The sequence below is a fragment of the Thermophilibacter gallinarum genome (assembly GCF_014982725.1).
GTDB classification, from domain to species: Bacteria; Actinomycetota; Coriobacteriia; order Coriobacteriales; family Atopobiaceae; genus Thermophilibacter; species Thermophilibacter gallinarum.
The window spans coordinates 586,579-612,067 of the sequence record NZ_JADCJZ010000001.1; the positions used below are offsets into that span (position 1 = coordinate 586,579).

The 25,489-nt window shown below is 70.9% G+C and carries 23 protein-coding genes; 18 read left to right on the forward strand and 5 right to left on the reverse strand.

Annotation, left to right across the window (positions count from 1 at the left end; translation table 11 throughout):
- Positions 1–67 precede the first annotated feature (67 nt).
- Complete coding sequence (uvrB, locus tag INF26_RS02745) at positions 68–2,308, forward strand: excinuclease ABC subunit UvrB (RefSeq protein WP_193529187.1); 2,241 nt, start codon at positions 68–70, stop codon at positions 2,306–2,308.
- Between the two features lie 4 nt (positions 2,309–2,312).
- On the forward strand, positions 2,313–3,545 hold the full coding sequence (locus tag INF26_RS02750; RefSeq protein ID WP_193529188.1) for an Mbeg1-like protein: 1,233 nt from the start codon (positions 2,313–2,315) through the stop codon (positions 3,543–3,545).
- On the opposite strand, the gene INF26_RS02755 is transcribed toward INF26_RS02750, so the two are convergent.
- Positions 3,542–4,612 (reverse strand): MBL fold metallo-hydrolase, encoded by a 1,071-nt coding sequence (locus INF26_RS02755; RefSeq protein WP_193529189.1) that lies wholly within the window; start codon positions 4,610–4,612, stop codon positions 3,542–3,544. The two genes, INF26_RS02750 and INF26_RS02755, sit on opposite strands and share 4 nt — an antisense overlap.
- A gap of 117 nt (positions 4,613–4,729) precedes the next feature.
- On the opposite strand from INF26_RS02755, the gene INF26_RS02760 reads away from it, so the two are divergent.
- The 5 genes from INF26_RS02760 (at position 4,730) to ybaK (ending at position 12,136) form a co-directional block, all read left to right on the forward strand.
- Entirely contained in the window at positions 4,730–5,605 is an 876-nt protein-coding gene (locus tag INF26_RS02760; protein WP_193529190.1) for an Mrp/NBP35 family ATP-binding protein, read from the forward strand.
- A gap of 1 nt (position 5,606) precedes the next feature.
- Complete coding sequence (locus INF26_RS02765) at positions 5,607–6,788, forward strand: FAD-dependent oxidoreductase (RefSeq protein WP_226371812.1); 1,182 nt, start codon at positions 5,607–5,609, stop codon at positions 6,786–6,788.
- Between the two features lie 82 nt (positions 6,789–6,870).
- Positions 6,871–8,490, forward strand: a complete 1,620-nt coding sequence (locus tag INF26_RS02770) for an NAD(P)/FAD-dependent oxidoreductase (protein WP_193529191.1) — start codon at positions 6,871–6,873, stop codon at positions 8,488–8,490.
- 265 nt (positions 8,491–8,755) lie between these two features.
- Entirely contained in the window at positions 8,756–11,629 is a 2,874-nt protein-coding gene (uvrA, locus tag INF26_RS02775; protein WP_193529192.1) for an excinuclease ABC subunit UvrA, read from the forward strand.
- Between the two features lie 6 nt (positions 11,630–11,635).
- Positions 11,636–12,136, forward strand: coding sequence for a Cys-tRNA(Pro) deacylase (gene ybaK / locus INF26_RS02780; protein ID WP_193529193.1), 501 nt, complete (start codon positions 11,636–11,638; stop codon positions 12,134–12,136).
- Here the strand turns inward: ybaK and INF26_RS02785 are convergent.
- Positions 12,133–12,405: a ribbon-helix-helix protein, CopG family gene (locus INF26_RS02785; protein WP_193529194.1), complete on the reverse strand. Its 273-nt coding sequence runs from the start codon at positions 12,403–12,405 to the stop codon at positions 12,133–12,135. The genes ybaK and INF26_RS02785 overlap by 4 nt on opposite strands.
- 52 nt (positions 12,406–12,457) lie before the next feature.
- Here INF26_RS02785 and INF26_RS02790 point away from each other — a divergent pair, with 52 nt between their 5' ends.
- A complete protein-coding gene (locus INF26_RS02790; RefSeq protein ID WP_193529195.1) occupies positions 12,458–12,721 on the forward strand; it encodes a hypothetical protein in 264 nt (87 codons plus the stop codon).
- A 57-nt stretch (positions 12,722–12,778) separates the two neighbouring features.
- On the opposite strand, the gene INF26_RS02795 is transcribed toward INF26_RS02790, so the two are convergent.
- Positions 12,779–13,228 carry a hypothetical protein gene (locus INF26_RS02795; protein ID WP_193529196.1) on the reverse strand — a complete coding sequence of 150 codons (450 nt, stop codon included), beginning with the start codon at positions 13,226–13,228 and terminating at the stop codon, positions 12,779–12,781.
- Between the two features lie 306 nt (positions 13,229–13,534).
- On the opposite strand from INF26_RS02795, the gene hisG reads away from it, so the two are divergent.
- The 9 genes from hisG to hisE all read left to right on the forward strand — a co-directional run bounded on the left by hisG (position 13,535) and on the right by hisE (position 21,648).
- Complete coding sequence (hisG, locus tag INF26_RS02800; RefSeq protein ID WP_193529197.1) at positions 13,535–15,202, forward strand: ATP phosphoribosyltransferase; 1,668 nt, start codon at positions 13,535–13,537, stop codon at positions 15,200–15,202.
- Positions 15,199–16,617, forward strand: coding sequence for a histidinol dehydrogenase (hisD, locus tag INF26_RS02805; protein ID WP_193529198.1), 1,419 nt, complete (start codon positions 15,199–15,201; stop codon positions 16,615–16,617). Before hisG ends, hisD begins: the two co-directional genes overlap by 4 nt.
- Positions 16,618–16,619: 2 nt before the next feature.
- Complete coding sequence (gene hisC / locus INF26_RS02810) at positions 16,620–17,711, forward strand: histidinol-phosphate transaminase (RefSeq protein WP_193529199.1); 1,092 nt, start codon at positions 16,620–16,622, stop codon at positions 17,709–17,711.
- Positions 17,708–18,295 (forward strand): imidazoleglycerol-phosphate dehydratase HisB, encoded by a 588-nt coding sequence (gene hisB, locus INF26_RS02815; protein ID WP_193529200.1) that lies wholly within the window; start codon positions 17,708–17,710, stop codon positions 18,293–18,295. Before hisC ends, hisB begins: the two co-directional genes overlap by 4 nt.
- Positions 18,292–18,945 (forward strand): imidazole glycerol phosphate synthase subunit HisH, encoded by a 654-nt coding sequence (gene hisH, locus INF26_RS02820; protein WP_193529201.1) that lies wholly within the window; start codon positions 18,292–18,294, stop codon positions 18,943–18,945. Before hisB ends, hisH begins: the two co-directional genes overlap by 4 nt.
- Positions 18,942–19,691 carry a 1-(5-phosphoribosyl)-5-[(5-phosphoribosylamino)methylideneamino]imidazole-4-carboxamide isomerase gene (locus tag INF26_RS02825; protein ID WP_193529202.1) on the forward strand — a complete coding sequence of 250 codons (750 nt, stop codon included), beginning with the start codon at positions 18,942–18,944 and terminating at the stop codon, positions 19,689–19,691. The genes hisH and INF26_RS02825 overlap by 4 nt, the downstream gene beginning before the upstream one ends.
- Before the next feature lie 414 nt (positions 19,692–20,105).
- A complete protein-coding gene (gene hisF / locus INF26_RS02830) occupies positions 20,106–20,873 on the forward strand; it encodes an imidazole glycerol phosphate synthase subunit HisF (RefSeq protein WP_193529203.1) in 768 nt (255 codons plus the stop codon).
- 101 nt (positions 20,874–20,974) lie between these two features.
- On the forward strand, positions 20,975–21,331 hold the full coding sequence (gene hisI, locus INF26_RS02835; RefSeq protein ID WP_193529204.1) for a phosphoribosyl-AMP cyclohydrolase: 357 nt from the start codon (positions 20,975–20,977) through the stop codon (positions 21,329–21,331).
- Positions 21,331–21,648 (forward strand): phosphoribosyl-ATP diphosphatase, encoded by a 318-nt coding sequence (gene hisE / locus INF26_RS02840; RefSeq protein WP_193529205.1) that lies wholly within the window; start codon positions 21,331–21,333, stop codon positions 21,646–21,648. Before hisI ends, hisE begins: the two co-directional genes overlap by 1 nt.
- On the opposite strand, the gene INF26_RS02845 is transcribed toward hisE, so the two are convergent.
- Complete coding sequence (locus tag INF26_RS02845; protein ID WP_193529206.1) at positions 21,645–22,346, reverse strand: aspartate/glutamate racemase family protein; 702 nt, start codon at positions 22,344–22,346, stop codon at positions 21,645–21,647. The two genes, hisE and INF26_RS02845, sit on opposite strands and share 4 nt — an antisense overlap.
- An 8-nt stretch (positions 22,347–22,354) precedes the next feature.
- Entirely contained in the window at positions 22,355–23,605 is a 1,251-nt protein-coding gene (locus tag INF26_RS02850; protein ID WP_193529207.1) for a carboxylate--amine ligase, read from the reverse strand.
- A gap of 193 nt (positions 23,606–23,798) precedes the next feature.
- On the opposite strand from INF26_RS02850, the gene murJ reads away from it, so the two are divergent.
- Positions 23,799–25,487, forward strand: a complete 1,689-nt coding sequence (gene murJ / locus INF26_RS02855; protein ID WP_332307290.1) for a murein biosynthesis integral membrane protein MurJ — start codon at positions 23,799–23,801, stop codon at positions 25,485–25,487.
- Positions 25,488–25,489: the final 2 nt, after the last annotated feature.

Consider the following 25,489-nt stretch of genomic DNA (forward strand, 5'->3'; position numbering starts at 1 on the left):
AGAACACATGTTTGCGTTCTGGGAAATGGGGTACACTGTTGCAACGGAGGCGGCGAAGGGGGAAGCGATGGCAGGAGAGGGCGACGCCCGGGGCCCGGAGCGAGTCGGCGGCGAGCTCGTGCGCTTTGGGCGCGAGGGCGCCGGGGAGCCGCTTGCCGTGGTCTCCCCCTACGAGCCGGCGGGAGACCAGCCCCAGGCCATAGACAAGCTCGCCGACGGCGTGGAGCGGGGACTCCGCTACCAGACGCTCATGGGCGTCACGGGCTCGGGCAAGACCTACACCATGGCCAAGACCATCGAGCGCCTCAACCGCCCGACGCTCATCATGGAGCCCAACAAGACCCTCGCCGCTCAGGTGGCGAGCGAGATGCGCGAGCTCTTCCCCAACAACGCCGTGGTCTACTTCGTCTCCTACTACGACTACTACCAGCCCGAGGCCTACGTCCCGCAGACGGACACCTACATCGAGAAGGACGCGTCTATCAACGAGGAGGTCGAGAAGCTCCGCCACCAGGCGACCTCGAGCCTGCTCTCGCGCCGCGACGTCATCGTGGTGGCGTCCGTGAGCTGCATCTACGGCATCGGCAGCCCGCAGGACTACGCCGGGCTCGCCCCCAACGTGAGCAAGGACGAGCCGCTCGAGCGCGATGAGCTCATCCATAGCCTCATCGACATCCAGTACGACCGCAACGACTACGATCTCTCCCGCGGCACGTTCCGCGTGCGCGGGGACACCGTGGACGTCTACCCGCCCTACGCCGAGAACCCCCTGCGCATCTCGTTCTTCGGGGACGAGGTGGAGCTCATCGCCGAGGTGGACAACGTCACCGGGGAGATCGTCCGCGAGTTCGACGCCATCCCGATCTGGCCCGCCTCGCACTACGTGACCGAGCGCCCGAAGGTGACGCACGCGCTCGAGACGATAAACGAGGAGCTCGAGCAGCGCGTGGCCGAGCTCAAGGCCAACGACCTCCTGCTCGAGGCCCAGCGCCTCGCGCAGCGCACGAGCTACGACCTCGAGATGCTCGAGACGATGGGCTACTGCAACGGCATCGAGAACTACTCGCGCCACCTCGACGGGCGCAAGGCGGGCGAGCCTCCCTACACGCTCATCGACTACTTCCCCAAGGACATGGTCTGCATCATCGACGAGTCCCACGTCACGGTGCCGCAGATTCGCGGCATGTACGAGGGAGACCGCTCGCGCAAGGTCACGCTCGTGGAGCACGGCTTCCGCCTGCCCTCCGCGCTCGACAACCGCCCCTTGCGCTTCGACGAGTTCGAGGCGCGCGTTCCGCAGTTCATCTACGTCTCCGCCACGCCCGGCGACTACGAGGAGTCGGTCACCCAGCAGCAGGTCGAGCAGATCATCCGCCCCACCGGTCTTCTCGACCCCAAGGTCGACGTCCGCCCGGTGAACGGGCAGATCGACGACCTCATCTCAGAGATCAAGGAGCGCGTGGCCAAGAAGGAGCGCGTGCTCGTGACCACGCTCACCAAGCGCATGGCCGAGGACCTCACCGACCACCTGCTCGACGAGGGCGTGCGCGTGAACTACATGCACTCTGACACGGCCACGCTCGACCGCGTGGACATCATCCGCGACCTGCGCGTCGGCAAGATCGACGTGCTCGTGGGCATCAACCTCCTGCGCGAGGGCCTGGACATCCCCGAGGTCTCGCTCGTGGCGATCCTGGACGCGGACAAGGAGGGGTTCCTCCGCAACCGCCGCTCGCTGATCCAGACCATGGGCCGCGCGGCGAGAAACGCGCAGGGCGAGGTCATCATGTACGCGGACACGATCACCGACTCCATGCGCGAGGCGATAGGGGAGACCAATCGCCGGCGCGCCCTGCAGGAGGCCTTCAACGAGGAGCACGGCATCGTCCCGCGCACGGTGAAGAAGTCGATTACGGACGTCTCGTCGTTCATCTCCGAGGCCGAGGCCACGCTCGAGGGCAAGACGCGCGACCGCCACGGCACGGGCAGCCACGGCGCCTTCGAGAGCCTGGCCGAGCCGTCCGGGGGCCAGGTCGACGAGGGGGTTGCGGACGCGCTGGCGGCGGAGCTGGCCGGCCTCTCGGAGCGCGAGCTCGCCGACGTGGTCGACGCGCTCGAGGAGGAGATGGCGGCCGCCTCGGAGGCCATGGACTTCGAGACCGCGGCGCGCCTGCGCGACCAGATCGTGGCCATACGCACCCGCGTGGAGGGCAGCTCGGCCGACGCCGTCATGGAGCGCCTCAAGGCCGGCGCGCGCAAGGGCAGCGCGCACGCCACGCGCCGCCGCTACCGACCGAGGAGGAAGTAGGGCCATGGGAGCCAACGCGTCACAGGATGAGAAGAACCTCTTCGGGTACCTCGCCCGGGAGTTCGACTCCCTCGGCGACCGCCCGCTGGGGGAGGTGGACAGCCTCGTGCTGTCGTGCCTCTCGTACTTCCGCCTGCCCGAGCAGGCCGCCGCGGCGCGCACCCCCGAGGGCATGCCCCTCGTCGACCTCTACCGCGCGGACTGGTTCGAGGCCATGACGCGGGACCTCTGGGACCCCGAGGGCCTTGTGCGCCTGCTCGGCGCCGTCGCGGCGAGTCCGCGCCTGCGCGACCTGCGCGTGAGCGACTACGTCGACGACTTCGACGAGTCGGCCGAGAAGCAGTTCTCCGCCTGCACGCTGCGGCTGCCGCGCGGCGCCGCCTACGTCTCCTTCCGCGGGACCGACAACTCGGTCGTGGGCTGGAAGGAGGACTTCAACATGGCCTTCGAGACGGGCGTCCCGTCCCAGCTCGCCGCCGTCTCGTACCTGGAGCGCGTTGCCTCCACCATAGAGGGGGGCATCTACCTGGGAGGCCACTCGAAGGGCGGCAACCTGGCGGCCTACGCCCTGGCGCGCTGCCCCGCCGACGTGGCCGGCCGGGTGGTCCGGGCGTTCTCCCACGACGGCCCGGGGTTCACCGAGGAGGCGCTGTCGGACGTGGCATGGCTGCGCCGCGCCCACCTGCTCTCTAAGACGGTGCCGCGCTCCTCCGTCATCGGGATGCTCTTCGAGCGGCAGGAGGACTACGCCGTGGTCGACTCGTCCACGAGCGGCCTTTTGCAGCACAACCCCTTCTCGTGGGTCGTCGAGGGTACCGACTTCGTCTACGCGGAGGGCATCGGGCGCGGCGCGCGCTTCGTCGACCGTACGCTCAACGAGTGGATCGCGAGCATGCCCAACGAGGAGCGGGCCGCGCTGGTCGACACGCTCTTCTCGGTGATCGGCGCCGGCGGGAAGGACACCTTCGGGCAGCTGAGCGAGAACTGGCAGACCACGGTGCCCGCCATGCTGCGCGAGCTGGGCAAGCTGGAGCCGGGGGAGCGCGCCAAGATCACGCGGGCCCTGGCGCTCCTCGTCCGCACCGTCATGCCCGACTTCGAGCTGCCGCAGCTGCCGGAGTTCGAGATGCCGCAGTTCGAGCTCCCGGACTTCGCGGCGCTCGAGCAGGGGAGGATGGTCCCGCTCGAGGAGCGGATGGCGAGGCTCTCCAGCCCCGAGGGCGGGTTCCCGGCCTAGAGGGCCACGTAGCGGCTCGCGCCGGCGGCGTCGAGCTCGCGCCGCACGGCGCCGGTCGCCACGAGGTGGTCGAGGTGGGCGATGCTCTCCGAGACGAGGAACCAGCGCGTGAGCGCGGGGGTCTCGCCCCAGCGCTCGAACGGTGCGCGCCAGCCCATCGCCGGCACCAGCTCGAAGCCCGTCTGGCCGGGGGTCTCCCGGATCGCCGCGAGCGCGCGGGCGCTACGGCGCTCGTGGTGGGCGGCGTTGGCGAGGCAGCGCTCCGCGACGTCGCCCTCCTGCAGGCCGTGGCCCATGAGCGCGTGCTCGATGCCCCGGTCGGCGAGCCGGCGCAGCGTCGCCAGCTGCTCGCCGATCGGGTCCTCCCCCTCGCCCCAGAAGCCGATGCAGGTGGAGCAGAGGAAGAGCACCGCGTCGCCGAGAAACGCCGTGCGCGTGCGCGGCTCCCAGAGGGCGCACTGCCCGGGCGTGTGGCCAGGCGTCGCAACGACCTCGAAGGCCCAGCGCCCGCAGCGCAGCACGTCGCCCTCCGCGAGCGTCTCGAAGGGTATGCCCTCGCGCGTGAAGTCGCGCGCGTGGTCCCAGATCACGTCGGCGAGCTCGACGGCCTCCGCCTCGCCCACGCCCTCGGCGCGCATGCGGGCGACCATCTCGTCTCGCCACGCGTGCGCGGCGAGACGCGTCATGTCGCCGGCCACGCCCTCGCCCACCACCACGCGGGCGCCCGCCTCGGAGAGCTCGCGGGCCAGGCCGGTGTGGTCGATGTGGGCGTGCGTGCAGAAGAGCGTGACGCGCTCGGGGTCGACGCCGAGGCCGACCAGGGCGCGCATGAGGCGCGTGTCGTTGAACTCGTCCGGGGTGCCGGCGTCCACGACGAGCGTCTCGGCGCCGTCGCGCACGACGAAGGCGTTCACCGAGGGGAGGAACGTGTCGTGCATGAGGAGCTCGACGCGCCACACCTCCGGCTCGTCGAGCACCTGGCTGCAGGTGAAGCCGTCGCCGTCGAGCGTGAAGCAGTTGGCCCCGCAGCCCTGGCCCCAGTCCTCGCCCTGCGCGCCGCTCGTCATGTGCGCCTCCCTCGATGTCGTCGCTCTTCTCGCCAGTATGAACCATCCGGATGTCGCTCGGGGTAGAATCAACACTGTTGCCAAACTCCGCCCGCCGGGCGCGTCGAGAGGAAGAGCATGGACCAGAACGAGCAGGACAAGCTCCGCCAGGAGGTCGACGAGGTGCTGCACGGCCAGAGGCAGCCCGAGCCCCCCGCCGGCTTCCAGCAGAACGACTACTCCAACATCCACCACGTGGTGGGCGTCGTGTCCGGCAAGGGCGGCGTGGGCAAGTCGCTCGTGTGCGGCATCCTGGCCGTGGAGCTGGCGCGCCGCGGCGCCCGCGTGGGCATCCTCGACGCGGACATCACCGGCCCCTCGATCCCGCGCATGATGGGCCTCGCCGACGTGCGCGCCCGCGGCGTGGACAACCTGCTCGTCCCCGTGCTGACGAAGGGCGGCATCGAGGTCATGAGCGCCAACCTCGTGCTCGAGAACGAGACCGACCCGGTGCTCTGGCGCGGCCCGGTGGTCGCCGGCGCGATCAAGCAGTTCTGGGAGGACACCGCCTGGGGCGAGCTGGACTACCTGCTCGTCGACATGCCCCCGGGAACGAGCGACGTGGCGCTCACCGTGTTCCAGTCCCTGCCGGTGGACGGCGTGGTGATCGTGAGCTCGCCGCAGGACCTGGTGCAGATGGTCGTCGGCAAGGCCGTGAACATGGCCAACATGATGAACGTGCCGGTGCTCGGCCTCGTTGAGAACATGGCCTACGTCGAGTGCCCGCACTGCGGCGAGAGGATCTACCCCTACGGCCCGAGCCGCCTGGAGGAGACCGCCAAGGCCTTCGACGTGGAGGCGTTGGGGCAGCTCCCGATGGACGCCGCGATCGCGACCGCCTGCGACGAGGGCACCTTCGAGGGCAAGCTCCCCGAGGGGCTGCTCCCCGACGCCGTGGACGCGGTCGTGCGCACGGCGGAGTTCATGGACGCGCTGCGGGGCCAGGGCGAGTAGCTTGGCGCGCAAGCCGAGAAGGACCTCCAGGTCGCAGGCGCGCGAGGTGGCGCTCGCCGCCGCGGCCGCCGTGAGCGTGCCGGGGCGCTGCGACGTGTGCGTGGTCGGCGGCGGCGCGGCGGGCCTTGCCGCGGCGATCGCGGCCGCCGAGGCCGGCGCGTCCGTGGTGGTGCTCGAGCGCGCGCCCGAGTGCGGGCGGACGATCCTCGCCACCGGCAACGGGCGCTGCAACCTCTCGAACGCGCGGCTGGCGTGGGGGCGCTACAACGACCCGGGCTTCGTCGAGGCGGTCTGCGGCGAGCGGTTCGGCGCGGACGTGCTCGACTTCTTCGAGGGCTGCGGGCTCGCCGTGGCCGAGGAGGGGGACGGGCGCCTCTACCCGCTCTCGCGCCAGGCGTCCTCGGTGCGCGAGGTGCTTCTCGCCCGCGCGGAGAGGGCCGGCGCCGTGCTGGCCCCCGCGCGCGAGGTCACGGGCGTCGAGCGGGGCGGCGACGGCTGGCGCGTGACGTACGGGGGCGTGGGGTCGGGCACGGTCGCCGCACGCTCCGTGGTGCTCTCGGTGGGGGGCGGCGAGGGGCTCCTGCGCTCGCTGGGGCTCGCCTGCACACCCTTCGAGCCGGTGCTCTGCTCGCTCGCGTGTGAGGCGCCCGCGGGGGTCTCCCTCGACGAGCTCGACGGCCGCCGCGCGCATGCGACGGCGCGGCTCCTGCGCGACGGTGCCGAGGTCGCCCGCGAGACGGGCGAGGTGCTCTTCCGTCCCTACGGGATCTCGGGCATCGCGGTCTTCGACCTCTCGCGCTCCGCGCGGCCCGGCGACGTGGTCTCGCTCGACCTCACGTGCGGCCTCGAGGCCGAGCGCGCCTCGCGGCTCTTCGCTCGGGCGGGCGGCTGCGCGGGGCTTCTCGACCCCGTGGTCGCCCGGGCGCTGGGCGACTCGCTCGAGACGGCCCGCGACCTGCGCCTCGTGGTCCTCGGGCCGGCGGAGCCCGAGCGCGCCCAGGTCACGCGCGGCGGCCTGCTGACGGGCCAGTTCGACCCCGCCACGCTGGGGGCCCGCGACCTGCCCGGCCTCTTCGCCTGCGGCGAGGCGCTCGACGTCGACGGCGCCTGCGGCGGCTTCAACCTCGCCTGGGCCTGGAAGAGCGGCCTGGTGGCCGGCTCCGCGGCGGCATCTACACCATGACCAACCACGCACGCCTCCCCGTTTTGGCCCGCAGATGCGTCAGAATGGTGAGGCGTGCATGGTCTCTTGAGATGGGACACCCATGATTGAGGTCTCCGGCATACGAATCCCGCTCTCCGCGCTGGACGGCACCGACGGTCGCGAGCTCGCGGCATGCCGGCGCGCGCTCGCGCGCAGGCTGGGGGTCCGCGAGGGGGACGTCGTCTCCCTGGAGCGGCGCCGGCGCTCGATCGACGCGCGCAAGCGCGGAAACGTGCAGCTCACGTTCACGCTGCGCGCCGAGCTCGCGCCGGGCGCCCGTCCGCGCGCGGACAAGGGCGTAAAGATCGTGGGCGAGCGACCCTTCTCCTTCCCCGCGCCCGTCGCGCACCCCTCTGCCCGGCCCGTCGTCGTGGGCGCCGGCTGCGCCGGGCTCTTCTGCGCCCTCTCGCTCGCCCTCGCCGGGCTGGAGCCCCTGCTCGTGGAGCGCGGGGACGACGCCGCGCGCCGCGCAGAGGTCGTGCGCCGCCACGACGAGACCGGTGAGCTCGACCCCGAGAGCAACATCCAGTTCGGCGTCGGCGGCGCCGGGACCTTCTCGGACGGCAAGCTCCAGACCGGCACCAAGAGTCCCGCGCACCGCCTGATCCTGGAGACCCTCGTCGCCGCAGGTGCCCAGCGCCAGATCCTCTGGGACGCGAAGCCCCACGTCGGCAGCGACGTGCTGCCCGGCGTCGTCACCGAGGTCGTCCGCCAGATAGAGGCGGCGGGCGGTGAGGTGCGGACCCGCTGCCGCATGACCGACCTCGAGGTCGCCGACGGTGCCGTCCGGGGCGTCACGCTCGCGACGCGCGCGGACGACGGGACGGAGCGCGAGGAGCGCGTTGCCGCAAGCTGCGTCGTCCTCGCCTGCGGCCACTCCGCGCGCGACGTCTTCGAGCTGCTGCGCGAGCGGGGCGTCGCCCTGGAGCGCAAGACCTTCGCGATGGGCGTGCGCATCGAGCACCTCCAGGCGGACGTCGACCGGGCGCTCTACGGCAGCGCCGCCGGCCACCCCGCGCTCGGCGCCGCCCCCTACAGCTTCTCGTGCCACCTTCCCTCCGGCCGCAGCGCGTTCTCGTTCTGCATGTGCCCCGGCGGCTACGTGGTCTCCGCCGCGAGCGAGCCGGGCGGCGTCTGCACGAACGGCATGAGCCTCTCGGACCGCGCGGGGACGAACGCGAACTCCGGGCTTCTCGCCAACGTCTTCCCCGAGGACCTGCCCGGTGACGACGCCCTCGCCGGCGTGGAGCTGCAGCGCGCCTGCGAGCGGGCGGCGTTCGCGGCGGGCGGCGGCGCCTACGTCGCCCCGGCGCAGCTCGTCGGGGACTTCCTCGCGGGCGTGCCCTCGAGCGCGGGCGGTCGCGTGCGGCCCACCTACCCGCGCGGCGTGGCCTGGGGCGACGTCGCGCCCTGTCTGCCCCCCTACATCGTCGAGACCCTGCGCGCCGCCGTCCCCGTCCTCGGGCGCAGGCTGCGCGGCTTCGACGCGGCCGACGCCGTGCTCACGGGCGTGGAGACGCGCTCGAGCTCCCCGGTCCGCGTGACGCGCGGCGCCGACGGGCAGAGCGTCTCCACGCGCGGCCTCTGGCCCGTGGGCGAGGGCGCGGGCTACGCGGGCGGGATCATGAGCGCCGCCACCGACGGCATCCTCGCCGCCGAGAAGATCGTGGCGAGCCTCTAGCCCCCGTCGCCGTTCGGAGAACCCGTCCCGTGTACCGGTCCGCAGCCGCGAAACCGGTACACGGGGCGCAATCTCTCAGCCCATACATCAGCCCACCGGTACACGGGGCGGGTTTTCCCGGACGGGCCGCCCGACCCTAAGATCGTCCTGGCCCGGCGGTGTTCTGTAGAGAAGTTCCGCGGAGCGCACTTCTCGGAAGAACACCGCCGGGCCGCCCCGGTACAATCAAAAGGTTGGTTCACCCAGCACTTCCGAGGAGGGTCCCATGGCCCACGATTCCATCGTCATCCGCGGCGCGCGCGAGCACAACCTCGCCGACGTCGACGTCGACATCCCGCGCGACAAGCTCGTCGTCATCACGGGCCTCTCCGGCTCCGGCAAGTCGAGCCTCGCCTTCGACACGATCTACGCAGAGGGCCAACGCCGCTACGTGGAGTCGCTCTCCAGCTACGCGCGCCAGTTCCTGGGACAGATGGACAAGCCGGACCTGGACAGCATCGACGGCCTCTCGCCGGCGGTCTCCATCGACCAGAAGACCACGAGCAGAAACCCCCGCTCCACCGTGGGCACCGTGACCGAGATCTACGACTACCTGCGCCTGCTCTTCGCGCGCATCGGCACGCCCCACTGCCCCGAGTGCGGCCGCGTGATCGAGCGCCAGACCACCGACCAAGTCGCCGACAAGGTCCTCGAGCGCGCGCAGGGCCGCCGCGCCCTCGTGCTCGCGCCCGTGGTCCTCGACCGCAAGGGCGAGTACACCAAGCTCTTCGAGGACCTGCGCCGCGAGGGCTTCTCGCGCGTGCGCATCGACGGGGAGGTCCGCGAGCTCGGCGACGAGGAGATCCGCCTCGAGAAGAAGAACCGCCACAACGTCGAGGTCGTGGTCGACCGCATCGTGGTGCGCGAGAACTCGCTCGGCCGCATCGCCGAGGCCGTGGAGCAGGCGACCAAGCTGGCGCAGGGCAAGGTCGGCTTCTACCTCCTGCCCGACCGCGACGACCCCGAGCGCTACCCCGGCGAGCTCCTCAGCTACTCCCTCGCCCTGGCCTGCCCCGAGCATGGCCACTCGCTGGACGACCTCCAGCCGCGCGACTTCTCGTTCAACGCCCCCTACGGCGCCTGCCCCGAGTGCGACGGCCTGGGCTTCCGCAAGATCGTCGACGCCGAGGCCCTGATCGAGGACCCCACGCTCTCCGTGGCGGGCGGCGTCTTCGGCAGCATATTCGGGCACTCCAACTACTACTCGCAGGTCCTCGCGGCCGCGTGCCGCCACCTCGGCGCCTCTGAGGACACGCCGTGGGCCGACCTCCCCAAGAAGGTCCAGTCCGCGCTTCTCGACGGCCTCGGGACGGCCAAGATCCGCGTCGACTACCTCACGCGCGACGGCCGCAACACGCACTGGTTCACCACCTTCCCCGGCGTGCGCAAGATCCTCTTCGACAAGTACCAGGAGACCACGTCGGAGACCATGAAGACGCACCTCGAGAAGTACATCCGCGAGGTGCCCTGCTCGGCGTGCCACGGCGCGCGCCTCAAGCCCGAGATCCTTGCCGTCACGGTGGGCGAGAAGAACATCTGGGAGGTCTGCGAGCTCTCCTGCCGCGAGTGCCTCGCGTTCTTCGAGGCGCTCGAGCTCACCGACCGTCAGCGCTTCATCGCCGGCGCCGTGGTGAAGGAGATCCTGGCGCGCCTGCGCTTCCTCGTGAACGTGGGCCTGGACTACCTCACGCTCAGCCGCGCCGCCGCCACGCTCTCCGGCGGCGAGGCGCAGCGCATCCGCCTGGCCACGCAGATCGGCGCCGGCCTCATGGGCGTGCTCTACATCCTCGACGAGCCCTCGATCGGCCTGCACCAGCGCGACAACAACCGCCTCATCGAGACGCTCAAGCGCCTGCGCGACCAGGGCAACACCGTGATCGTGGTCGAGCACGACGAGGACACGATCCGCGCCGCGGACTACGTGATCGACATGGGCCCCGGCGCCGGCGAGCTGGGCGGTCGCGTGGTGGCGGCCGGCACGCCGGACCAGATCGCCGCCTGCCCCGAGTCCGTCACGGGCGCCTACCTCACCGGCGAGTGCCAGATCCGTCTGCCCGAGAAGCGCCGCAACCCGCGCAAGGGCCAGATCAAGGTCACCGGCGCCACGGCCAACAACCTGAAGGGCGTCACCGCCAAGGTCGAGCTCGGCACGCTCACGGTGGTCACGGGCGTCTCGGGCTCGGGCAAGAGCTCGCTCGTCACCGACACGCTCGCGCCGGCGCTCACCAACGCCGTGCACCGCTCCAAGCGCGTCGTGGGCCCCTACAGAAAGCTCGAGGGCGTGGACCAGATCGACAAGGTCATCGACATCGACCAGTCGCCGATCGGCCGCACGCCGCGCTCCAACCCCGCCACCTACATCGGGCTCTGGGACGACCTGCGCGCGCTCTTCGCGTCGCTGCCCGAGAGCCGAGCGCGCGGCTACAGCCCGGGGCGCTTCTCGTTCAACGTCCCCGGTGGCCGCTGCGAGGCCTGCAAGGGCGACGGCCAGATCAAGATCGAGATGAACTTCCTGCCGGACGTCTACGTCCCCTGCGAGGTCTGCCACGGCAAACGCTACAACCGCGAGACCCTGGAGGTCCTCTACCACGGCAAGTCCATCTCGGACGTGCTCGACATGACGGTCCACGAGGCGCTGGCCTTCTTCTCCAACATCCCGCGCATCAAGAACAAGCTCCAGACCCTCTACGACGTGGGCCTGGGCTACATCCACCTCGGCCAGCCCGCCACGACGCTCTCCGGCGGCGAGGCGCAGCGCGTGAAGCTCGCCAAGGAGCTCCACCGCCAGCAGACCGGCAGGACCTTCTACATCCTCGACGAGCCCACCACGGGCCTGCACTTCGAGGACGTGCGCCAGCTGGTCGAGGTGCTCGAGAAGCTCGTGGACGCCGGCAACACGGTCCTCGTGATCGAGCACAACCTCGACGTCATCAAGATGGCGGACCGCGTGCTCGACATGGGGCCCGAGGGCGGCGACGGGGGCGGCACGGTCGTGGCCTACGGCACGCCCGAGCAGGTCGCGGAGGTGCCGGAGAGCTACACCGGCCAGTTCCTGCGCGAGATCCTCGCGCGCGACCGCGCCCGTCAGGCGAAGGGGTAGCCGGCCGTGGCGCGCCGCGAGAAGTTCCAGAAGACCAACGCCATGCGCGAGCTCGAGACCGCGGGCGTGCCCTTCGCCTACGAGACCTACGAGGTCGACGAGACGGACACGTCGAGCGAGCTCGGCCTCCACATCGCGCAGATGCTCGGCGAGGACCCCGCGGCGAGCTTCAAGACGCTCGTCTGCGTGACCCCGGGTGGCGGTCACGTGGTCTGCTGCATCCCCGTCGCGGACGAGCTGGACCTCAAGAAGGCCGCCGCGGCGGCGGGCGAGAAGAGCCTCAGCCTGATGCACGTGCGCGACCTCGAGCCGGTCACCGGCTACGTCCGCGGCGGCTGCTCGCCCGTCGGCATGAGGAAGCGCTTCCCCACGCTGATCGACGAGACGGCGCAGCTCTTCGACGAGATCCACGTCTCGGGCGGCCGGCGCGGCCTCAGTCTCGTGCTCGCCCCCGACGACCTCGTCCGCTTCTGCGAGGCGACCCTCGCCGACATCGTGCGGGGCTAGGCGCCGTCCTCGTTGAGGTCACGCTCGATGAGCTGGCGCAGCCGTTGCGAGCGCGTCTGCCCGTTCCGGGCGGCCTTCTCGTCAAAGGCGCGCACCGTCGACTCGGGCACCTTGACTCCGATGAGCTTGAGCTGCTCGGAGCTTATGCGCGGTCGTCCGACCAGGATGCGACCCCATTTTCCGGGAAGCTCGCCGCGTTCGAGACGCTCAGCGATCTCTTCGATGTCCCGGTCGGTGAGGACGCCGCCTTCCCGTGTGACGTATTGCACGCTGTGCCTCCCATAGCTCACGCAGCACCTTTTTCGTTGGAGGGGCCTGGGCATGGAAAACGAGGACGGACCCATCCTCCAAAACGGTTCCTATCAGCTCCAGAGCCCTTCCTCGTCCGTCATGCCCAAGGGCGACGAGCGTGGAACGGGGCAGGTCGTCGTCGACGCGCTCGGCGACGACGAAGGCGTTGCCCCATGCTTTCAGTACGTCGGTCGCCAAGAGTTCCGGATGTCGGCGGTGGATGCGTTCATGGATCCGGATGAGGTCCTTCCTCATGGCGCACCTTCCGTTAAACGAAACGTTATACAAAAATAAGGGGAGGAGCAAGAAGCGGATGGGCGGGCGGCGAGTCGCCGCCGCCCGCCGCGCCGCTCAGTTGTTCACCACGAGCTCCTCCACGCGCCCGATGAAGATGCGGACGCCCGAGCCGGCGGCGCCGCCGAGCATGAGGCCGTGCTCGACGGGGTCGAGCGCCGGGCCCGCCCAGCCTTCCTCATCGTCCCTCTCGCCGCGCTCCGCCTCGAGCTCGAGCAGGCTCTTCAGGAGCTCGCGCTCCGCGGCGGTGGCGTCGTCGTCGCGGTCCTCGTCCTCGAACGTGGGCTCGGGCAGGGAGGTTCCGAGCTCGTAGACCTCGTTCAGCGTCTGGCGCCGTCGCTCGATCGTGCGGTCGAGCACGAGGTTGCGAACCGCCTCTGCCGACTCGGGCTGGCGCGCCTCGTCGGGCGTGAGCGTGACGACGATCGCGTCGCTCGCCACCTCCCCGAGCTCGCGCAGGTCGCGACAGGTCACGATCACCCTTGCCTCTTCCCAGTTCAGTGCCATGCTTGCTCCCTTCTCTCGGATGTGGGGGCGCCAGCGTAGCAGGGCGTCCCTGACGGCTGCCCGACGCGTGGCTTGCGGCAGGCTGACGCCGCAGCTCGTCGCCTACGCCCGGTCCGGATGGTTCGACCCTTTGTCGGCGAGAGGGTCCTTCTCGCCCGCGGGAGAGCTCTCGCCGGCCCGTCCCGTGCGGGGACGATGACGACGGCGTGCGATCGCGAACAAACCGGTCGGTCCTTGCGCGAGCGCTTTAGTGTGCTAAAGTGATGGGGCACGGAACGCGAGGGACGCGGCAGGAAGGGAACGGACGTGACGGCAGCAACGCCCCGTGGCTTCAGGGACATCCTCCCGAGGGAGGCGCTCGCCCGCGAGCGCATCACGGACGTGGTGCGCGGGTGCTTCTCGGAGCACGGCTACCTCCCGGTGGAGACGCCGCTTCTGGAGGAGCGCGCCGCGCTCGAGCGGGGCGGCCGGATAAAGGACAGCGCCTTCCAGCTCTTCGACACCGACCAGACCCTCCTCACGCTGCGGCCCGACCTCACGCTGCCGGCGGCGCGCCTCGTCGCCGGCCGCATGGGCGAGGCCGACCTGCCCGTCCGCCTGCGCTACAGCGCACCGGTGGTGCGTGAGGAGCCGAGCCTGCGCGGCCAGCCGCGCCAGTTCACGCAGCTCGGGGTCGAGCTCGTGGCGCGTGACGGCATCGCCTCCGAGGCCGAGGTCGTGCGCCTGCTCGCGGAGACCCTCGAGCGGCTGGAGGTGCCGGCCTGGCGCATCGTCTTCGGCTCCCCGGTGCCCGTGACGGCGCTGCTCGACGCCTGCTCGCCGAGCCCGGCCTTCTCCGAGCGCGTGCGGGCGCTGGTCCACGACTCGGACCTCGTCACGCTCGACGAGGTGCTGGGCGCCGAGAAGGGCCTCGCGCCCGCCGCCGCCCGCGCCCTCTCCGAGGCCTGCCGCATGGGCGGCGGCGTCGACGTGATCGCGCGGCTCGACGGGCTTCTCGCCGACGCGGGCGTGCCCGAGACGCGGCGCGGGACCGCCGAGCTCTCCGCGCTCGCCGAGGAGCTCGCCGACCTCTTCGAGGCGGGTCGCGTGTCCTTTGACTTCTCGATCATCAACTCGTTCGACTACTACACCGGCATCATCTTCAAGGGCTACGCCGAGGGCATCGCCGCGAGCCTCGCCTCGGGCGGCCGCTACGACGCGGTGCTCGCCAACTACGGTCGGCCGGACCTCGTGGCCTGCGGCTTCGCGCTCTCGCTCGAGCGCCTGCAGGAGGTGCTCGGCGAGCCGGGCGAGTCCGGCGTGGTGACGCCGGGGGTGCGCCTTGCGGAGCGGCCGCTGCGCGTCGCGGTGCCCAAGGGGTCGCTCTTCAAGGACACGGTGCGCGTGCTCGCCGCGGCGGGGCTCCCCACGGCAGAGCTGGAAAACCCCGGGCGTCGCCTCGTGGTGCGCGAGGGCGACGTGGAGTACGTGATCGTGCGCGCCCAGGACGCCCCGGCCTTCGTGGGCCACGGCGGAGCCGACTGCGGCTTCTGTGGCACGGACTCGCTCGTGGAGGCGGACCTCGACCTGCTGCAGCTCGTGGACATGGGCTACGGGGCGTGCCGCTTCGTCGTGGCGGAGCCTGCGGGGCGCGCGGGCGAGGCCGAGCGCAACTACGCCTGGCGCGGCACGGTGCGCGTGGCCACCAAGTACCCGCGCATCACGCAGCGCTACTACGACTCCATCGGCCAGCAGGTGGACATCGTCACGCTGCATGGCAACATCGAGCTGGGTCCGATCGTGGGCATGACGGACCGCATCGTGGACATCACGGCCACCGGCACCACGCTCGCCGAGAACGACCTCGTGATCGTCGACCAGATCATGGAGTGCTCGGCCCGCTTCTTCGCGGGGCCGGCGGCGTATCGCTGCGACAGGAGGATTCGCGACCTCGCGGCTCGTCTCGCCGAGGTCAGGAAGGGGAGTGCGTCATGAGGACGGTAACGCTCGAAGGGGGCGCGCGCCTCACGCAGGCCGACCTCAACCGCTCCGGGGTCCTTCCCGCCGAGGTCATGGCCGCGGCCGAGAAGATCGTGGACGACGTGCGCGAGCGCGGCGACGCCGCGGTGCGCGAGTTTTGCCTGCGCTTTGACGGGGCGTGCCCGCGGGACTTCCGCGTGCCGGACGAGCTGGTCGCCGGCGCGCTCGACCTCGTGCCGCCCGAGTTCCTCGCCGCGCTCACACGGGCGCGCGACCAGATCCGCGACTTCCACGAGCGCGAGCGCGAGCAGTCCTGGTTCACCACCCGCGCGGACGGCACGATGCTTGGCGTGAAGGTGACCCCCGTGGCCTCCGCCGCGGTCTACGTGCCCGGCGGCCGCGCGCAGTATCCCTCTACCGTCCTCATGGACACCATCCCGGCCAAGGTCGCCGGCGTGGAGCGCGTGGTCATGGTCACGCCGCCGCAGGCAGACGGCACGCTCTCCGCCTACACGCTCGCCGCCGCGGCGCTCGCGGGCGTGGACGAGGTCTACGCCGTGGGCGGCGCCCAGGCGATCGGCGCCGTGGCCTACGGCACCGAGTCGATCCCGGCGGTCGAGAAGATCGTGGGGCCGGGCAACGCCTACGTGGCCGCCGCCAAGCGCTACGTCTCCGGCGACGTGGGCATCGACATGGTGGCCGGACCCTCCGAGGTCTGCGTGCTCGCGGACCTCGCGGCGGCGCCCGAGGTGGTGGCCGCCGACCTCATGGCCCAGGCCGAGCACGACCCGATGGCGAGCTGCTACCTCGTGACCTGTGACGCCCTCATCGCCGAGCGCGTCCTGGCCGCCATAGAGCTTCTCGTCTCCCAGAGCCCGCGCGAGGAGATTACCCGCGCGAGCCTGGACCAGCGCGGCGTGGTCGTGGTCTGCGACACGCTCGACGTTGCCGTGGACGCGATCAACGTGATCGCCCCCGAGCACCTGGAGCTCCACTGCGCGGACGCGCTCGGGCTCCTCGGCCGCGTGCGCAACGCGGGCGCGATCTTCGTGGGCCCCTGGAGCTCCGAGCCCCTGGGCGACTACGTGGCCGGCCCCAACCACACGCTGCCCACGGGCGGCACCGCGCGCTGGGCCAACCCGCTCGGCGTCTACGACTTCCAGAAGCGCTCAAGCGTGATCTGCTACACGCCCGAGGGCCTGCTCGCGGATGCCCCCGCCACGCAGACCATCGCCCAGGCCGAGGGCCTCTGGGCCCACGCCCTCTCCGTCGGCATTCGCCGGGTGATCGCGGAGGCTCTCGCCGACGCGCCGGAGGGCACGTTCGGCGTCGCGCTCGACCTCGCGGGGTGCGCCGGCGAGGTGGCATGGCCTGAGGCGCTGCCCGCGCCGGCCGGTGTCCCGCTGCCCGGCTTCGAGCGGAGGGGCTAGCCATGGCAAAGAAGTGCCTCGACGTCACGGCGCGCCTGCGCCCCGCGCTGCGCGCCTTCGAGCCCTACGACCCGCGCTTCTCGCCCGTGCGCGTGAACCTCTCCGCGAACGAGAACACGCACCCGCTGCCGGCGGGGCTCGCCGAGGCCGTGCTCGATGCCGTGCGGGCCACGTCGCTCAACCGCTACCCCGACCCCATGGCAAACGCCCTGCGCGACGCGCTAGCCGAGCGTCACGGCACGGACCGCGCCCACGTGATCGTGGGCAACGGCGGCGACGAGCTTCTCTTCAACCTGCTCTTTGCCTTCGGCGGGCCCGGGCGCACCGTCGTGACCTGCCCGCCGGACTTTGCCGAGTACGCCAACTTCGCCGCGATGTGCGAGACGCCGGTCGTCGCCGTCCCGCGCGACGCGGAGGACTTCTCGGTGGACGCCGAGGCCCTTCTCGCCGCCGCGGCGGACGCGGCCCTCGTGATCCTCACCTCTCCCAACAACCCTACGGGCGGCCTCGTCGACCGTGCGCTCGTGGGGCGGCTGCTCGCCGAGACCGAGGCGCTCGTGCTCGTGGACGAGGCGTACGTGGAGTTCGCCGGCGAGGACGAGAGCCTCGCGCCGCTCGTCCCGGGCAACCCGCGCCTCATCGTGCTGCGGACGCTCTCCAAGGCCTTCGCGCTCGCCGGCCTTCGCGTGGGCTACCTCATTGCCGACCCCCAGGTCGTGGACGCCCTCGGCGCCGTGCGCCAGATATACTCGGTAGACGTGCTCGCCCAGGCGGTCGCGCTCACCTTCGTGGAGCGCCGCGCGCTTCTCGCCCCCGTCGTCGCCGACATCGTGGCGGAGCGGGAGCGTCTGGCCGCAGGACTCTCCGCGCTGCCCGGCGTGCGTACGTGGCCCTCTGCCGCCAACTTCGTGCTGGCGCGCGTGCCGAACGCCCACCGCACGTGGGAGCGGCTGCGCGACGAGCACTCGATCCTGGTGCGCGACTTCAGCTCCACGCCGGGGCTCGACGACTGTCTCAGGCTCACCGTGGGAACGCGGGAGGAGAACGACGCCCTCCTCGACGCGCTCTCGGTGCTCACAAGGGAGGAATCATGACAAGGACCGCCAAGGTCGTCCGCGCCACCGCGGAGACGGACATCGGGATCTCCGTGGACCTGGACGGCACCGGAGCCGCCGACGTCGAGACGGGCGTGGGCTTCTTCGACCACATGCTCTGCGCCCTCGCGCGCCACTCGCTCGTTGACCTCACGGTGCGCGCCAAGGGCGACACCGAGGTGGACGACCACCACACCGTCGAGGATACGGGCATCGTGCTCGGCCAGGCGCTGCGCGAGGCGCTCGGTGACAAGCGCGGCATCCGCCGCTTCGGCTCCGTGATGGTGCCGCTCGACGAGGCGCTCGTCATGGCGGCCGTGGACATCTCCGGCCGCGGCGGGCTCTACTGGGACGTACCGATCGCCCCCTCCAAGGTGGGGACCTTCGACACCGAGCTCGCGAAGGAGTTCTTCGTCGGGCTCGCGCGCGAGGCCGGCATCACGCTGCACCTGCGGCTCGTCGCCGGCGAGAACGCCCACCACATCATCGAGGCCACGTTCAAGGCGGCGGCGCGCGCCCTGCGCGAGGCCGTCGAGGGCGACCCGCGCGTCGACGGCGTGCCCTCCACGAAGGGCTCGCTGTGACGGCGCGCCCGATCGTCATCGTCGACTACCACAAGGGCAACCTGCGCTCGGTGGAGCGGGGGCTGGTCGAGGCCGGCGGCACGGCGGTCGTGACGGACGACCCGGTGGCGATCGCCGCCGCCGACGCGCTGGTGCTCCCCGGGGTGGGCAGCTTCGGCGACGCGGCGGCCTACCTGGGGGAGAGCGGCCAGCGCGAGGCCCTTCTCGCCGCACTTGGCCGCGGTGTGCCGTTCCTGGGCATCTGCCTGGGCCTCCAGCTGCTCTTCGAGCGCGGGAGCGAGACGGACGACGGCTCGTGGGCGGAGGGCCTGGGTGTCATGGCGGGCTCCGCCACGCGCTTGGAGTCCTCGCGGCTCAAGGTGCCGCACGTGGGCTGGGACCAGCTCGACCTCACGCCGCTCGGCCGCTCCTGCCCGCTCTTCGCGGGCGTCGCCGAGGGCGCGCACGTCTACTTCACCCACTCGTACGCGCTCGCGGACGACGTGCCGGCGGGGCTCGTGACCGCGCGCACGCACTACGCGCGCAGCTTCGCCTCCGCGGCCTGGGACGGCTCCAGCACCTACGGCGTGCAGTTCCACCCCGAGAAGAGCTCGGCGGTGGGCCTTCAGATCCTGCGCAACTTCGTGCGTCTGGCGGGGGGTGCCGCATGATCCTCTTCCCGGCGATCGACCTGGTGGGCGGGCGTGTGGTGCGGCTCGCGAACGGCGAGCGCTCCCGCATGGACGTCTACTCCGACGACCCGGCGGCGGTGGCCGAGTCCTTCCGCGACGCCGGCACGCGCTGGGTCCATGTGGTCGACCTCTCCGCCACGCTCGAGGAGGACGAGGCCGCCCGCGCGGCCAACGACGCCGCGATCCGCGCGATCTGCGCCGTGGACGGCATCTCGGTGGACGCCGGGGGCGGCGTGCGCTCTATGGCCGCGGTGGAGCGCCTGGTGGGCCTGGGCGTGCGGCGCATCGCGATCGGGACGGCGCTCGTACGCGACCCCGCCTTCGCGGAGGCGGCGGCCCGCGAGTTCGGCGAGCTCGTCGTCGCCGACGTGGCCGCGCGCAGCGGGGAGGTGCGCGTGAACGGCTGGCGCGAGGGCGCGTCGCTCTCAGCCGACGAGCTCGTCGCCCGTCTCGCCGAGCTGGGCTATCGCCACCTGGTCTTCACCGACGTGGCCCGTGACGGCATGCGCTGCGGCATCGACGCCGAGGCGTACCGTCACGTCGCAGGGGTGGCGGGCTTTCCGGTGGTCGCCTCGGGCGGCATCGCGAGCCTGGACGACCTGCGGGCGCTTGCGGCCCTCGGCCCGGACGTCATCGAGGGAGCCATCACCGGGCGCGCCCTCTACGAGGGGTCCTTCTCGCTCGAGGACGCCCTCGCCGCGTGTGCGCGGGATGCCGGCGATTAAGAACTCGGGGTAGTTGCATCCCGTGCGCCGTCTGCCGCTTACGAATTCGAGGTAAGTGCAGGCCCTTCTCGCCCGATTGCCGGGCCCTGGGCGTGCTGGCGTCGCGCGACCTGCGCTTTTCTGTCGCAGGTGTCGACGCATGGCGCCTCGAGCCTACAACGACCTCGATTTCTTAAGCACCGGCTCAACTCGTCCCTACACTCAGCGCGATTTCGTAAGCATCCTCGTGTTACGACCCGGATGCGAGGCGTGTTCTCACCGCCAGCCTCCGGTAAGCTTTGCAACATGGACCCTTCGCCCGGGCCAGCGAGCCGCCGCCCTTCTCGCCAAGCGATTTCGCGCAGCGAGCGAGCGGGGCGAGCGCTGAGCTGGGCGAGAAGGGCGGTGGCTCGCCGGCATCGACGAAAGGAAGCCATGCTGACCAAGCGCGTCATTCCGTGCCTGGACGTACACGACGGCCGTGTGGTGAAGGGCGTCAACTTCGTGGACCTGCGCGACGCCGGCGACCCCGTGGAGCTGGCGCGCAAGTACGACCGCGAGGGCGCCGACGAGGTCGTGTTCCTGGACATCACGGCCACTTCGGACGACCGCGCCACCACGATCGAGCTGGCCAGCCGCGCCGCCGCCGAGCTCCGCATCCCCTACACGGTGGGCGGCGGCTTCCGCGACGTCACGGGCTGCCGCACGATGATCGCGGCGGGCGCCGACAAGGTCTCGGTCAACTCCGCGGCCGTGCGCGACCCGGGCCTCATCACCGCCGCGGCCACGGCCTTCGGCTCGCAGGCCGTCATCTGCGCGATCGACGCCAAGCGCGTGGGCCGCGAGGACCGCTGGGAGGTCTACCTGGCCGGGGGTCGGCAGGCCACCGGCATCGACGCCGTGGCCTGGGCCGAGGAGGCCGCGCGCCGCGGCGCCGGCGAGATCCTGCTCACGAGCATGGACCGCGACGGCACCAAGGACGGCTTCGACCTCGCGCTCACCCGTGCGGTGGCGCGCGCCGTGCCCATCCCCGTCATCGCGTCCGGCGGCGTGGGCACGCTCGAGCACTTCGCCGAGGGCATCCTGGAGGGCGAGGCCGACGCCGTGCTCGCGGCGAGCGTCTTCCACTTCGGCACGTTCACGATCCGCCAGGTCAAGGAGTACATGGCGAGCCAGGGCATCCCGGTGCGCCTGGACTTCTAGGGCGGGCGACCATACACACCCGTCGGAACCTGCCCCCTCGAGGGCATAAAACCACTAGGTGTGCATGGTTCGCCGAGACACGGGAAGGGAAGGGGAGGATCATGGAGCTGATCTCGATCTCCGACGTACACTTCGACGACCGCGGCCTCGTTCCCGCGGTGGTTCAGCAGGAGGGCACCGGCGAGGTCCTCATGGTGGCGTGGATGAGCGCGGAGTCGCTGCGCCTGACCCTGGAGACGGGGACCACGTGGTTCTGGAGCCGCAGCAGGCAGGAGCTCTGGAACAAGGGGACCACCAGCGGAAACGTCCAGCGGGTGCGGCGCGTGCTCGTGGACTGCGACGCCGACACGCTGCTCGTGGAGGTGGACTCGCCGGGCCCCGCGTGCCACACGGGGAACCGGAGCTGCTTCTTCAGGGAGCTCGGCAACGGGGCGGACGAGAAGAACGGAGAGATGTGATGGGCGAGCGTACGGAGAACGTCGTCGACGGGAACCTGGGGGAGACCATTGCCGGACTCGCGACCGTGATTCACGGCCGTCGCGACGCCTCGCCGGAGGCATCCTACACGGCCCGGCTGCTCCAGGGCAAGGAGGACAGCCTGCTCAAGAAGCTCACCGAGGAGGCAACCGAGGTCGTCATGGCCTGCAAGGACCGCGACCACGACCACATCCGCTACGAGGCCGCCGACCTCGTCTATCACCTGCTCGTCGCGCTCGAGCGCTACGGGGTGACGCTTGACGAGCTCGCCGGCGAGCTCGACGCGCGGCGGCGCTAGGCGCGATAGCGCGCCCCCGAGAGCAGGATCGACTTGCGCACGAGCACGTCCATGGCGTCGAGCACCGCCTCGGGAAGGCGGCGGTACTGCGAGACCACGGAGAGCTCGGTGCAGGCGAGGATCACGCTGTCGCAGGCGCCCTCGTCCAGGAACCACCCGATCACGCGGTCGAACGCGTCGAGGTCGGGCTCCCGCCCCGCCTTGACGTCGTCGTAGATGATGGACATGACGCTGGCCTGGAGCTCGGCGGGGGGAGTGACGCACGTCGCGCCCAGCGCCTCGCACTCGCGGGCGTAGACGCCCGAGGCCACCGTGCCGTCCGTCCCCATGACGCCCACGCGGCGCGCGCCGCCCACGAGCACGGTCTCCCGGACGGCCTCGCGCGGCATGTGGATGACGGGGATGCCGGTGAACGCCTGGATCTGGTCGTAGAAGAAGTGCGACGTGTTGCAGGGGATGGCGATGTGGGCGCACCCCGCCTGCTCGAGCAGGCTCACGCACGAGCGCATCGTCGTGAGCAGCGAGCGGGCGTCCCCGGTCTGGATCGCGCGCGTGCGGTCGGGCATGGAGGCGCAGGAGAGGATGACCATGTCGATGTGGTCCTGGTCGGTCGCGGCCTGGGTGTGCCGCACCACCTGGTCATAGTAGTACGCGGTTGCCTCCGGGCCCATGCCCCCGATCACCCCGAGCTTCTCCATGCCGCCCCCTAGTCGTGGTAGTACCGGCGCATCTGCGCGAGACAGCGGAAGTGCTGGCGCACCATGCGCAGCCAGCGGTGCGGGACGTTGTCGCCCCTCATGAAGACGGGGTTGACCGCCTTGCCCTCGCGGATGAGCCGGTGGGCGAGGTCGCGCAGCCCCGCGTCACGGACGAACTCGTCAATCGCGCGGTAGGGCAGGACCGTCCAGAGGTGCTCCTCGCGCGCCGTCTCGAAGGCGGGCTCGAAGGGGCGGCGGTAGACGTACTCCTCGACGACGTACTTGGCGACGTTGAAGCCGGAGCCCGTCACGTAGTAGTTGCTGCGGCCCTGGCGCGTGTTGAAGTCGAAGAACTTGAACGAGCCGTCGCGCTCGTCGTACTTGACGTCGAAGTTGGAGAAGCCCACGAAGTGCAGGTCCTCCAGAAGCGCGCGGACGCTCTCGCAGAGCTCGTCGTTCGGCTCGGTGATGATCACGGCGTGGTTGCCCACCGCGTGGGGCTCGTGCTCCTCGAGAAGGACGTGGCCCAGGCACATCATGCGCACCGTGCCCGTCTGGTCGGAGTAGCTCGTGAGCACGCGCATGCGCTCGTCGTTGCCGGGCACGCGGTCCTGGATGATGAGGTCGTCGGCATAGCCGGAGGCGTAGACGTCGCGGATGGTGGACTCCAGCTCCTCGCGCGAGGATATGGTGTAGGCCTTCTCCTGCGTGGCGAAGGGGTGCGCCCAGTACTCGATGCCGTCGGAGGGCTTGAGGATCATCGGGTAGGGGAAGTCGATGGCGTCGAGGGCGGCGAGCGGCTCGCCGTCGGGCGTCAGCATCTCTCGCGTGAAGGTGAGGGTGTGCGGGTAGGGCACCCCGTGCTTCTCGCAAAGCCGGTAGAAGACCTCCTTGCGCTGGGCGCTGTCCATGATCTCGAAGGGCCCGTACGGCGCGACGATGTTGTCGGCGAGCTCCCCGGCGTCCTTGGCCTGCGCCACGAGCGCGACGTAGCTGTCCCCGCAGCCCATGAGGACGACCGTCTTGTCGGCGTGCTCGCCGGCGATGGCGTTGACCGTGCGCAGGAAGGTGTCGTAGGTGTCGATTGCGGGGTCGTGCCGGTAGTCGGCTATGCGGCTGCGGTAGGAGGGGCCGGTCCCGTACTTGCCGATCACGATGCTCTTCACCTGGTACTGCTCGTAGAAGGCGCGTGCGACGGAGTAGGCGTTGATGTCTCCTCCCAGGAGCACGGGAACGAACTCACGGTCGACGAACTTCATGGGGCGCCTTCCTACGCGGGGCATGGTTACCGGACGACCCGCACGCGGCGCGACGTCAGAAAAGAAAGTATAGCGCCCGCCCGAGACGCCGCGCGCATATGCGCCGTTTCTGCATGAAACGGCGGTAGAGGCAGCGTGGCCGGACGCGAGCCGATACAATCAGGTGACCGGAACGGAGACGAGGAGGGTGACGGTGTCGGAACACCAGCGTCCGCAGGGGCGGCACTTCGCTCAAAAGACGGGCGAGAAGGACGACGACTTCCAGGGGTCTGGCGACTACGAGAGCGTGGGCCGCTCGGCCAGCCTCATGACGGGCCTCATCATCGTGTCGCGCGTGACCGGATTCGCCCGAACGTGGGTCATGGGCATCGCCTTCGGCGTCTCCTACCTCGCCTCCTCCTACAACATAGCCAACAACCTCCCCAACATGCTCTACGAGCTCGTCATGGGGGGCATGCTCGTCACGGCGTTTTTGCCCGTGTACATGGAGGCCCGCCGCAGCGGCGGGCGTGAGGCGGCCAACGCCTACGTCTCGAACCTCCTCTCGGTCCTGCTCGTCCTTCTCGGCGGCATATCGCTTCTCGCCATCGCCTTCGCCCCGGCCCTCATCTGGACGCAGTCGTTCATGAGCGGCGGGGAGGAGATGGAGGTCGCCGTCTACTTCTTCCGCTTCTTTGCGATCCAAGTGCTGTTCTACGGCCTGGGGTCCGTGTTCTCCGGCGTGCTCAACGCCCACCGCGACTACTTCTGGAGCAACTTCGCCCCCATCCTCAACAACGTGGTGGTCATCGCCAGCTTCGCGGCCTTCCCTGCCCTCGAGGCGATGAGCTCCGGCCTGGCGGTGACGGTGCTCGCCGTGGGCACGACGCTGGGCGTCTTCGTGCAGATGGCATGCCAGATCCCGGCGCTCGCCAAGTACGGCCTGCGCCCGCGCTTCCACGTCGACCTCGCCGACAGGCGGCTGAGGAAGACCGTCTCGCTCGGCGTCCCCACGCTGGTCGCGACCGCGTGCACCTTCGTGACGGCGTCCGTGCAGAACTCGGCGGCGCTCGCGGTCCAGCCGGGCACGGGCGCCTCGGTGATCGCCTACGCGCGCCTGTGGTACACGCTTCCCTACGCCCTGATCTCGGTGTCGCTCAACACGGCCCTCTACACCGAGCTCGCCCGAGACGCGGCGCGCGGCGATGACGACGCGGTGCGCGCGGGCTTCTCGCGCGGCGTGGCGGAGCAGCTCTTCTTCCTCATCCCGTTCGCGTTCTACCTCGTCGTGTTCGCGGAGCCCCTCAACATGATCTACAGCTCCGGCAGGTTCGACTACGAGGGTGTCCGCCTGGTGAGCGAGTACCTGCGCTTCCTCGCGCCCGCGCTGCCGCTCTACGGCGTCTGCATGCTCGCGCAGAAGGGGTGCTCGGCGCTCATGGACATGCGGCCCTATGCCGTCTTCATGGTGCTCGGCTCGCTCATGCAGGTCGTCTGGGCGCTCGTCGTGGGCGTGCAGCTCGGTGGGGGCATGCCCGCGATCGCGTTCTCGACGGTCGCGTTCTACCTGGTCGCCAACGCCGGCGCCGTCGTCTGGATGCGGCGGAGGCTGAGGGGGCTGCGGGTGCGGGCCATGCTGCACGGGGCGGTCCTCGGCCTGGCGCTCGGACTCGTCGGCGCGCTCGCCGGCGGCGCGGTCCTCCGGGCGCTCGAGACCCTCGTCGCGCCGCTGACCGTCGTCGGCGCGAGCGGGGCCACGGAAGTCGCGAGCCTGGGCCGTGCGCTGGCCTATGTTGTGGTCTCCGGCATCGTCTCGCTGGTCGTGACGTTCGTCCCTGCCGTCGCGCTCCGGATCCCCGAGGTCGGCATGCTCTCGTCGATCACGCGGCGGCTCAAGAGGTAGCC

What these genes read in the sequence shown, in the direction of transcription:
- uvrB (WP_193529187.1), top strand. Translation starts at nt 68, where the DNA reads ATGGCAGGAGAGGGCGACGCCCGGGGCCCGGAGCGAGTCGGCGGCGAG.
- INF26_RS02750 (WP_193529188.1), top strand. Translation starts at nt 2,313, where the DNA reads ATGGGAGCCAACGCGTCACAGGATGAGAAGAACCTCTTCGGGTACCTC.
- INF26_RS02755 (WP_193529189.1), bottom strand. Translation starts at nt 4,612, where the DNA reads ATGACGAGCGGCGCGCAGGGCGAGGACTGGGGCCAGGGCTGCGGGGCC.
- INF26_RS02760 (WP_193529190.1), top strand. Translation starts at nt 4,730, where the DNA reads ATGGACCAGAACGAGCAGGACAAGCTCCGCCAGGAGGTCGACGAGGTG.
- INF26_RS02770 (WP_193529191.1), top strand. Translation starts at nt 6,871, where the DNA reads ATGATTGAGGTCTCCGGCATACGAATCCCGCTCTCCGCGCTGGACGGC.
- uvrA (WP_193529192.1), top strand. Translation starts at nt 8,756, where the DNA reads ATGGCCCACGATTCCATCGTCATCCGCGGCGCGCGCGAGCACAACCTC.
- INF26_RS02790 (WP_193529195.1), top strand. Translation starts at nt 12,458, where the DNA reads ATGGAAAACGAGGACGGACCCATCCTCCAAAACGGTTCCTATCAGCTC.
- INF26_RS02795 (WP_193529196.1), bottom strand. Translation starts at nt 13,228, where the DNA reads ATGGCACTGAACTGGGAAGAGGCAAGGGTGATCGTGACCTGTCGCGAC.
- hisD (WP_193529198.1), top strand. Translation starts at nt 15,199, where the DNA reads ATGAGGACGGTAACGCTCGAAGGGGGCGCGCGCCTCACGCAGGCCGAC.
- hisC (WP_193529199.1), top strand. Translation starts at nt 16,620, where the DNA reads ATGGCAAAGAAGTGCCTCGACGTCACGGCGCGCCTGCGCCCCGCGCTG.
- hisB (WP_193529200.1), top strand. Translation starts at nt 17,708, where the DNA reads ATGACAAGGACCGCCAAGGTCGTCCGCGCCACCGCGGAGACGGACATC.
- INF26_RS02825 (WP_193529202.1), top strand. Translation starts at nt 18,942, where the DNA reads ATGATCCTCTTCCCGGCGATCGACCTGGTGGGCGGGCGTGTGGTGCGG.
- hisF (WP_193529203.1), top strand. Translation starts at nt 20,106, where the DNA reads ATGCTGACCAAGCGCGTCATTCCGTGCCTGGACGTACACGACGGCCGT.
- hisI (WP_193529204.1), top strand. Translation starts at nt 20,975, where the DNA reads ATGGAGCTGATCTCGATCTCCGACGTACACTTCGACGACCGCGGCCTC.
- hisE (WP_193529205.1), top strand. Translation starts at nt 21,331, where the DNA reads ATGGGCGAGCGTACGGAGAACGTCGTCGACGGGAACCTGGGGGAGACC.
- INF26_RS02845 (WP_193529206.1), bottom strand. Translation starts at nt 22,346, where the DNA reads ATGGAGAAGCTCGGGGTGATCGGGGGCATGGGCCCGGAGGCAACCGCG.
- INF26_RS02850 (WP_193529207.1), bottom strand. Translation starts at nt 23,605, where the DNA reads ATGAAGTTCGTCGACCGTGAGTTCGTTCCCGTGCTCCTGGGAGGAGAC.